The sequence below is a fragment of the Komarekiella delphini-convector SJRDD-AB1 genome (assembly GCF_014831675.1).
Taxonomy (GTDB): Bacteria; Cyanobacteriota; Cyanobacteriia; order Cyanobacteriales; family Nostocaceae; genus Komarekiella.
This window is the reverse complement of the sequence record NZ_VJXY01000107.1, coordinates 1-8,606: the sequence shown is the minus strand read 5'-3', so window position 1 is coordinate 8,606 and position 8,606 is coordinate 1. Positions and strand designations below refer to the sequence as shown.

General features: G+C 44.2%; 11 protein-coding genes. 9 read left to right on the top strand and 2 right to left on the bottom strand.

Annotation, left to right across the window (positions count from 1 at the left end; translation table 11 throughout):
* The 4 genes from FNW02_RS36625 to FNW02_RS36615 form a co-directional block, all read left to right on the top strand.
* Positions 1–2,930, top strand: a 2,930-nt coding sequence (locus tag FNW02_RS36625; protein WP_191762388.1) for a plasmid replication protein, CyRepA1 family, incomplete at its 5' end; no start/stop codon positions are given.
* A 51-nt stretch (positions 2,931–2,981) separates the two neighbouring features.
* Complete coding sequence (locus tag FNW02_RS39365; protein WP_225226244.1) at positions 2,982–3,854, top strand: hypothetical protein; 873 nt, start codon at positions 2,982–2,984, stop codon at positions 3,852–3,854.
* Positions 3,832–3,957 carry a hypothetical protein gene (locus FNW02_RS39800; protein ID WP_263627860.1) on the top strand — a complete coding sequence of 42 codons (126 nt, stop codon included), beginning with the start codon at positions 3,832–3,834 and terminating at the stop codon, positions 3,955–3,957. Before FNW02_RS39365 ends, FNW02_RS39800 begins: the two co-directional genes overlap by 23 nt.
* A 58-nt stretch (positions 3,958–4,015) precedes the next feature.
* On the top strand, positions 4,016–4,999 hold the full coding sequence (locus tag FNW02_RS36615) for a tyrosine-type recombinase/integrase (RefSeq protein ID WP_191762387.1): 984 nt from the start codon (positions 4,016–4,018) through the stop codon (positions 4,997–4,999).
* 50 nt (positions 5,000–5,049) lie between these two features.
* Here the strand turns inward: FNW02_RS36615 and FNW02_RS36610 are convergent, their stop codons facing one another.
* Positions 5,050–5,682, bottom strand: coding sequence for a tyrosine-type recombinase/integrase (locus FNW02_RS36610; protein WP_191762386.1), 633 nt, complete (start codon positions 5,680–5,682; stop codon positions 5,050–5,052).
* 102 nt (positions 5,683–5,784) lie between these two features.
* Here FNW02_RS36610 and FNW02_RS36605 point away from each other — a divergent pair, with 102 nt between their 5' ends.
* From FNW02_RS36605 to FNW02_RS36585, 5 genes are all read left to right on the top strand, one after another.
* Complete coding sequence (locus FNW02_RS36605; RefSeq protein WP_191762385.1) at positions 5,785–6,000, top strand: hypothetical protein; 216 nt, start codon at positions 5,785–5,787, stop codon at positions 5,998–6,000.
* 25 nt (positions 6,001–6,025) lie between these two features.
* Positions 6,026–6,166, top strand: a complete 141-nt coding sequence (locus FNW02_RS36600) for a hypothetical protein (protein WP_191762384.1) — start codon at positions 6,026–6,028, stop codon at positions 6,164–6,166.
* Between the two features lie 89 nt (positions 6,167–6,255).
* Positions 6,256–6,957 (top strand): hypothetical protein, encoded by a 702-nt coding sequence (locus tag FNW02_RS36595; protein ID WP_225226243.1) that lies wholly within the window; start codon positions 6,256–6,258, stop codon positions 6,955–6,957.
* A 431-nt stretch (positions 6,958–7,388) separates the two neighbouring features.
* Positions 7,389–7,835: a hypothetical protein gene (locus FNW02_RS36590; RefSeq protein ID WP_191762383.1), complete on the top strand. Its 447-nt coding sequence runs from the start codon at positions 7,389–7,391 to the stop codon at positions 7,833–7,835.
* 111 nt (positions 7,836–7,946) lie between these two features.
* Positions 7,947–8,210 (top strand): hypothetical protein, encoded by a 264-nt coding sequence (locus FNW02_RS36585; RefSeq protein WP_191762382.1) that lies wholly within the window; start codon positions 7,947–7,949, stop codon positions 8,208–8,210.
* Between the two features lie 97 nt (positions 8,211–8,307).
* Here the strand turns inward: FNW02_RS36585 and FNW02_RS36580 are convergent.
* A partial coding sequence (locus FNW02_RS36580) for a hypothetical protein (protein ID WP_191762381.1) occupies positions 8,308–8,606 on the bottom strand: 299 nt, incomplete at its 5' end.

The window sequence follows — 8,606 nt, the reverse complement described above, 5'->3', positions numbered from 1 at the left end:
ATCGACTCAATCCGCTGATCTTCTGGGAGTGGGTCATCGCACACTCGGAGATACCAATAATACTTTGCGAAGGTGAGAAGAAGGCCGCTTGCTTACTAAGTCTGGGGTTTGTAGCTCTAGCACTCCCTGGAATTTGGAACGGGCGTGTTGGCAAGCTGGATTTTGATGAACGGTTGCATCCTGACTTAGTACCATTGGCTCAGGCGGGGCGCAAGTTCATTATATTATTTGACTACGAAACCAGAAGCAATACCCGTTGGTCAGTTTTTCAAGCAACGGTTCGCACTGGTAGAGCAATCGAGTCAGCTGGTGGGGAATGTGAAGTGGCATTACTGCCGGGGCCAGAGAAAGGTGTTGATGATTTTGTGGTAGCGCGAAATAAAGATGCGAATACCTTACTAACTGCGATCGTTGATGATGCCAAATCGCTTAAAGATTACCAGCGCTCGTATCGGGCTAAAAAATGGGGACTGAGCAAATACAAACCAGATGTGACAGTCAATATTAAATATCTGTCTCAAGTCTTGTGCATGAGCGAGCTGGAAGAGAAATGCTCCGAAATTGGAGAGCTTTATGAGATAAAAACAGAGGAACTGTTCACCCCTTCCCTTAATCCTCGGTATTCCTCTACCTCTGGCCGCTCTACTTTCCGCTTTCCCGCATCTGGACTTGTAGTTTTGTGGTCTGATATGGGTACGGGTAAAACAGAGTTAATGCGGTGGTGGCGTGACCAAAACCCAAATGCAAGATTTCTTAACAATGGTCATCGCGTTAATCTCCTGAAAAATCTTGCCGAACGCTTGGGGACTGCCATGTATTCAGAACTTGGTTACGTGGGTTTAGCCAAAGCCACAGCTCTGAGCATTACCATCGACAGCTTGCACAAGCTAAATACCCAATCTCTCACCTACGGCTGCATATTTATTGATGAGGCCTGCCAATACCTCACTCACCTACTACACAGTAATACTTGCAAATCACATCGCGCCGCAATACTGGAAGTACTGGAATATATAGTATACAATGCGCCATTGGTGGTCATCGCCGATGCACACATGGATGACCTGACGGTGGACTTCTTTCGAGCAATGCGTCCATCAGGGGAAATTCCTTACATCATCAAAAACGAATGGCGAAATGGCGATCGCACTATTTACTGGTACGAGGGGGATAATTCCAGCGCCCTAGTCGCGCAAATCTCGGCAGCGCTAATGGCAGGACAGAAAATCATGGTGGTTAGTGACTCTAAGCGTTTCATCAAGAAACTTGAAAAATCGCTCTCCTTCAAGTGCCAAGAATCTCCTAACTCTTCCTCGTCTTCTACACCCAAAAAATGGCGAATCTGGTCTGTGCATTCCGACAACTCCGGCAGTGAGGAGAACATCGCTTTCATCAAAGATATTACCAACGCTGTAAAAAACCTTGATGCCTTACTCACTTCTCCCAGCCTGGGAACTGGTGTAGATATCGCCCAATATCATTTTGATTTAGTGTTTGGTGTTTTTCACGGGGTTTCCCAAACTGCAACCGAGTGCGCCCAACAGCTCTACCGTTATCGCCCCAAAGTCCCATTTCACGTTTGGGTGACTCCTCGTCCTCCTTTTGGTTACAAAGATACCAACGCCCGCAAGATTAAAGAGCGACTACTCCAAACCAACGAAATGACTGCTTTCCTACTACGAATTGACCGCAAAACAGGAGCGCGGGGAGCTGAGAAAGACTGGGCGCTAGAGGCTTACTGCCAAATTCAAGCTAACCGTCATTATTCTCTCAATAATCTGCGTGATGACCTGCGATCGCTGCTTACGGAAATGGGCAATACCATAGTATCAGTGGGGAGTGATGATGATCACCAATCTCTAGAAAGTCTAAAAGTTGCGGCATCGGCTTTGGACATTGCCCATTATTCAGCTGTTGCCAGGGCCAGTGATATTACTTCGAGTGAATACCGCGCCCGTCAGAGCAAAGATTACCTGACACCCCAGGAAGTTTTTGAATGTGAAAAGTTTCGCATATTTGATTCCTACGGTATGGATGTCACCCCTGAACTGGTTGAATTAGATGACGGCGGTCGGTTAATTAGAGCGATCGCTTCTCTTGAAGCCATCTTATCCGAACCCGATGACTCAATTCTTGACCCCAAGACTGGGCAGCAATACCCTACACCACCAACAATTGTCACCCAAAAAGACCGCAGCCAACGGGATAATTTACCTTTTAGCTTCGACTGGGGCAATTATTCCGCCAAGTGGTTAGCGAGATTCAACTTGGGTTTGCATCATATTCTTAAGCGTTTAGTGACCGGAAGCGAAATTACGTCAACTGACTGCGACTTACTAAATATGAGGGCGATCGCAATTGATTGTGCTGCTCACATTAAAGCAATTCTTGGTTTCACAGTCCCCAGTGATTGTGAACCAGTTTGGTTGCTGGCCACAATGCTTGAGCAGTTGGGACTCAAGTTAGCTTGCCGCAAGCAGGGGCCACGCGGTGAGCAGGTGAAAATTTATTCGCTTGCTGTGGAGGAATTGGAATTTGCAAAACAAGTAATGGCTCATCGCCATTCCAAACGGGAGCATCAAGCTCAAGCGCAGTTACAGCATGAGTTTAACCCTAATCAAGCCCCCGTATCCACCCCCCCCCATAATGCTATAGGGAACCCCCTCTCGGGGGGGGTGGATACTACCGATTTGGAGTCACTTCCAAGCGAACGTACACCCATTCATATCTGTGCTCAAATGCTCAGAGATAGTATCAGGCATGGGGTAGACGCGATTAAAGGCATACTTCAGCGATGGTGTTCCGATTTGCGCTGGCAGGCGGTGCTGGAATTGGAGGCTCTAGCGGCACCGGAACTGCGCTCTTTGGAGCAAGCTGTACCTCAATTTTATCGATGGCTCTCGGAGTCGGTGTTGCCAATGGAAGGCTGACGACTTACTTGGAACTAATTTGACCATCCCGCACTATAACTTTTTAATGTTATGCTTCAAGAAATTTTGGTTTCACCAGAGATTGCGGAGCAACTGGTTGACGATGAATTAACGGACTCTGAACAGAGCGAACGCCTGTACCTAGAACGCCGTGTAGAAAGGGCATTCTCTGAAGCTGGAAAGGCGTTAATGCAATTACGTGATCGCAGGCTGTATCGATCGACCCACAAGACTTTTGAGGAATACTGCAAGGACAGGTTTGGATTTGAGCGCCGTCATTCTTACAGACTGATTGATGCTTCTGCTGTAGTTGATAACCTTATACAAATGCGTCCCAATGGGACACAAGCTGAGACTGAACTCAGTGAGCAGCAAATGTGTCCCAATGGTTTACAAATTCTGCCCACCAGTGAGCGTCAAGTCAGACCCATGACTAAACTTGAACCATCACAACAGCAACACGTGTGGCAAGCCGCAGTTCAAGAAGCTGGCGGAAAAGCCCCAAGCGGTAGGATTGTAACTAATGTGATGCAAAGAATCATAGAGCGTACGAAAGTCCCAAACACCTATCAGTTGAGCGAAGTCTGTCAAATTACTGTCAAAGACAACCCCGATCTGCGAGGTAAGGGCGGGTGCTGGGGCATTGTCACCCATGTTGGCGATTACAGTTGCACAGTTATGACTTGGGACGGAGAATATACCGTGAGGACAGACCACTTGAAATCAATGAACTACACAGATTCGGAATGCCAGGATATGCAATCAATTAGCACCCGCATCAACACAATTCGTAACAGTGACAACCTAGAGGAAGCGGCTTTAGCTGTTCTCAAACACTTGGGGAAACTGAAGCGCCCTTATCTGACTGGGCTGGAAGAAAAAATGTTGAATTTGATTGAGCTTGAATGCACTACACCTTCTTAGCGTTAGCCTTATTGCTGGCTATCGGTGTTTGGCTGCTACTATCGCCCAACTGATTGCCCGTCGCCGTGCTGATCACGAAAATAAGCGATCGCGCTGTACCTAATGGTGAGAGAATTACTTATTGGAATGTGGCTTACGAGAATTAATGTTCTGATAAGTAAATGGATGAAACCATTGAAAACACGTTACTCACTCCCTTGGCACTTACTGCGCCAACACCATTGGCTGAACATCCGGCTGCGGTCTATTTGTCAAGGCTTTCCTCTGGCTCACGTCCAACAATGCAGCTCGCTTTAGATGCGATCTCTCGACTATTAACCGATGGTATTTGTGATGCATTGACCTTAAACTGGGCAGCGCTGCGTTATAAACATACGGCGACGGTACGAGCTACATTAATAGAGAAGCACTCACCAGCTTATGTCAACAAAATGCTGTGTGCTTTGCGGCGAGTTTTAAAAGAAGCCCTACGGTTAGAGTTAATGGACGCTGTTGATTTTGCTCGTGCTGTAGATATTCCTAATGTGAAAGTCACAAAGCAGCTGCGGGGACGTGCCCTTAAAGAGAAAGAGATTGCTGATTTGATGCAAGTCTGCTTTGATGACCCTACCCCCACTGGTTACAGGGATGCCGCTCTTGTAGCTATTCTACGTGGTTCTGGGGTGCGGCGCTCTGAAGTGGTGAATTTAAATTTAAGTGACTTTGACTTTAACAATGGTGCTTTGAAGGTACGCAGTGGTAAAGGTGGAAAAGACCGGACTGTGTATTTACCTGATAGCGCTCTAACTGTTGTGTCAGACTGGCTTAGTATTAGAGGTGATTCTGCGGGCCCTATGCTGTGCCATGTCAACAAGTGTGGGCGTGTGATACTGCGACGACTAACTTCTCAAGCAGTGCTGTTCATTTTGCAAAAACGCGGTGAACAAGTGGGAGTCACTGATTTTTCGGCTCATGATTTCCGCAGAACTTTCATTTCTGATTTGCTCAACTCTGGTGAAGATATCTCTACAGTGCAGAGACTCGCTGGACACGCAACCTCTGACCAGACCGCCAGATATGACCGACGTGGTGAACAAACTAAACGCCTCGCTGTTCAAAAGTTGAGTATTCCTGGTTCAAGGAAAAAACCTCAACGGTTAATATAGTTTCCCCAGTGTTTTCTACACGTATTTCTATTAAGTATAATTTCAATAATTTAAGTATTAGAGTTAGTAGGACGTAATAAGCGGCTTTTCCCAGCATTACCTATAGGAGACAGCATTGCTAAGGAAGACACTGCTCCTACTAATTGCGCTGGGCGAACCTCTAAGTATCCCTGAAGTTCCTCTAAGCTGCGGTGTCCCGATAACTCCGCAATAACTCGCAAGGGAATTTGGTTGTCACTCATAGAAGTAAGTGCCGTGCGGCGAAAGCTGTGGGTACTCGCTCCCTCTATGCCCACTTTAGCACAAGCTTTTTTGAAGACTCTGCCTGCTGAATCCGAAGTTATATGCTTGTAACCGTATCTTCCGGGAAACAAATACATTTCTCCTGCTTGGGGCTGGTATTGAGTCAACAAACTTTGCAAATCTTCAATGATGGGAATGCTACGGGTTGCCAACTTTCCCTTGGTGTTGGCTTTGCGAATCGTGAGATGCGATCTCACTTGCCCTTTTGTATCATATATATCGTCACTGAGCAGGGTCACGACTTCGTTAATTCTCGCCGCAGTGAACAAGGCAGTAGCAAAGATAGTGCGATCACGGGTAGTTTTCAGTCCGTCGGTAAATAGCAACTGTATTTCTTCATGGCTGAGAATTTTCGCTTTCCCGTGGCGGTCGCGCTTCATTTGCCTGCACCATTGATTTTCACCGCATTTTTTAGTTTACGTGGTCACGCCAAAAATGGCTAATAATACAAAAATATTATTAATTTCATTTGGTAACAAAATATGAGCGAAAGAGGCGAGATTTACAACCATAACGGCAAGCCAGCGGCAGCCAATTTAGAATCGCGGGATTTGGCCCAAAAATTTGCTCATGCAATCGCGGAATTTAACTGGCAGACAGATTATTTGCGATTCTGTGACGGGGGTCTTCCACGAAAAAAAATCAGGCAGCCTTATTACGATATGCATGTTGTCCCCTCGATTAATCAACTTGATTGAAGGCTGCCTGATTTTTTAGGGGACAATGCGTGAACTTCTCGAACTTGAGCCTGATGATTATGCTTACCAACACTACCGCCATTTCCAGCAATTGGCGGAATCGCTCACGAGATTCAACGCCGAATCACTGGCGTTGATGATTGATGCGGGGTTGGGCGAGGAGTAACGCTCACCGTGATAGTGTCAAGGTAATTAGCTTGTGAGACTTGCGCTCACTTGGGCGCGGACAGCGGTTTACCTAGACAAAACCTAGATATGAGCCAAACAGGGAAAAACAAGAAACTGGCATCTTTTAACTGTGACCAAAAAATGTGGGAGCAGTTTATCGCCCGTTGCAATTCTAAAAGCACGACAGCAACAGCCGTGCTCACACGATTTATCAAACGCTACCTGGATGGTTCTTTAGATGATCTTGATAAAATTGTCAGCAATGAGCTAGAGAAACGCCTGGACTCTATGATTAAGGCAAGGGTTGAGGAGTACTTGGAGGAGTACTTGTCTGCTACTAATAATAATAGCGCCAACGCTACGAATCAAACGATATTGGATATTTGCTCACGACTTGATAAGCTAGAGTCAGAGAACGTTGGTGAATCTAATAGCAATGAAACTGGAGCAATCCCTAATCTCGCTGATTTAGAACAAAAAGTTTCGGGCATGGCATCTCGAATCAAACAATTGACCGAAGCGATTCTTAAGATTCAAGATTATCTTAATAACCAACTCAAGCAACCCAAGAAATCGTACAACAATTCATATCAACGCTCTACCCCAAGAATCCAACCGCTAACCGAAGAAGGTTTGGCTACAAGGCTTGGTGTTAGTGTAGAAGCTATACGCGAGCAGCGTAATCAGCTGCACCCACCGCTTTTTGTGGCATGGTGTAAGGGCAAGGATAAATCGGGTATGGGGTGGGAATTTAATAAAAGTACGGGGTTATATTATCCGGTAAGTTAGTATTACAAAGAAGTGGTTCTAGTTTTTCCTACATCTTCACACAACTACAGCCATTCCTAGCCTTCAGGTAAAAGATATGCACCTCTATTCTTGGGTTTAATTAAAGGCTGGATGTCTTCATACTCCTCTGGCGGCTTTTTGAGCAGGATTTACCCAAGGCTGCATCTGGACTTCTTAATTTTTCGATGTCTCGTATAAAAAGTAACTTAAAATTCCGATAAACTCTTTCGATTTACTCCTTTAGATATACAAAGAAACCAGTAGGCATAGTGGTACTGTTTTTAACAGCATGAATTCAAACTCTAAGCACATCTAGTGTGTTTTAAAGCGGTTTGCCCTTGCTGTTATTTCATCTCAAGCAATTCGACTTAAATTCATTAGTCTAAGGAATGTCACGAATTAAGCTATCCTTTTAAAAGATGAATTAATTTATGTCTACTAATTATCAGTTTTATTGTATAGACTTTTGGCTACCTATTGATTATGAATCAAATAAAGATGGTGAGAGTTTTATATTTGCTGATAATGCTGTAAATTTAAGTGTTGCAGCTTTTTCTGTGATTAGCTATTGCTTAGAGTCGCAAGCAAATTTAAAAGTGAGTAAATATGAAAGCCTGATAAAAAATCTGGCTTTTCCATTAGAGTTGTATGGAGAAAAGTTTGATTTTTTATCCAAGAAGAATGCGATAGCGATATTAAATCAGATAAACAATAAGTATTCTTGGGAACTTACTGGCTGGTTGCAAAACTACGTTTATCCTGAGTGGGAGCGCCAAAGATTAAGAGATATACCTTATATTACGGATTCCTCTATTTTATTTAAACCAAGTTCCGAAGTCCTATCTTTTGATTTTTTAAGTACTAAGGTTTTAGTTTAAAAAACAAATATCCTTAAATTGAACAACTTCCCAGAAAGGAGAAACAATTGTTTGGTTAATATCCAGCAGTTGTTGTTGACCCTTCTGGTTACTGTGCCGCAACAGTCGAGTATGTCCAACAGAATTTTCAAAACTCATGTTCCTGGTCTGGGAATGTGCGAAGCTTGTAGTCTGGTTTTCAACCAAGTTCCAGTCACAATAATATTGCCCAGAGGAACGAGAGTTGAGCAAAAAGAGTTTTTGAAGATTTGGATTCAAGAGTACACGCAAAATTTGATATCTAAGGGAGCCTGGGATACTCCAGCGACAGAAGATGAAGTAAATCAAATTCTCAAGGAGGTGTTTGGGAAGCTAAAGGGTTTTGACAAAGCTTGATAGTCAAGGAAGAGAGATGGTCGTAATAAAGCTGGAGAAGCTGTGGGAGCAAACCCCATAGATGAATCTAGGAGCTTCAAACAAGCATGTTTTGACTTTAACTATGCTCTACTTCATCGAGTGATTCCAATTCCGAAGCAAACATCTGAGCTTGCCTCAAAACTAGTCCGAACAAAAATAAATCTACACGCCATTGAACCATGATTAATCCACCCCAGCATTTACTTAAAGTGACTTCAATTGCATCGGAACAAAAATTATCATCTTTAACCCATCTAAAGCCTAAACGATAATTTTCATATCCTGGGAGGAGGTAAAGTATGCGTTCTGATTCACCTGTGAAACTTCCCTTTGTAAACCCAAAGTGGTCAAGAATTTCAACTAATTTGACAAAAT

Coding starts and splice junctions, on each gene's coding strand:
- FNW02_RS36600 (WP_191762384.1), top strand. CDS start 6,026: ATGCGTGAACTTCTCGAACTTGAGCCTGATGATTATGCTTACCAACAC.
- FNW02_RS39365 (WP_225226244.1), top strand. CDS start 2,982: ATGCTTCAAGAAATTTTGGTTTCACCAGAGATTGCGGAGCAACTGGTT.
- FNW02_RS36605 (WP_191762385.1), top strand. CDS start 5,785: ATGAGCGAAAGAGGCGAGATTTACAACCATAACGGCAAGCCAGCGGCA.
- FNW02_RS36585 (WP_191762382.1), top strand. CDS start 7,947: ATGTCCAACAGAATTTTCAAAACTCATGTTCCTGGTCTGGGAATGTGC.
- FNW02_RS36595 (WP_225226243.1), top strand. CDS start 6,256: ATGAGCCAAACAGGGAAAAACAAGAAACTGGCATCTTTTAACTGTGAC.
- FNW02_RS36615 (WP_191762387.1), top strand. CDS start 4,016: ATGGATGAAACCATTGAAAACACGTTACTCACTCCCTTGGCACTTACT.
- FNW02_RS36590 (WP_191762383.1), top strand. CDS start 7,389: ATGTCTACTAATTATCAGTTTTATTGTATAGACTTTTGGCTACCTATT.
- FNW02_RS36610 (WP_191762386.1), bottom strand. CDS start 5,682: ATGAAGCGCGACCGCCACGGGAAAGCGAAAATTCTCAGCCATGAAGAA.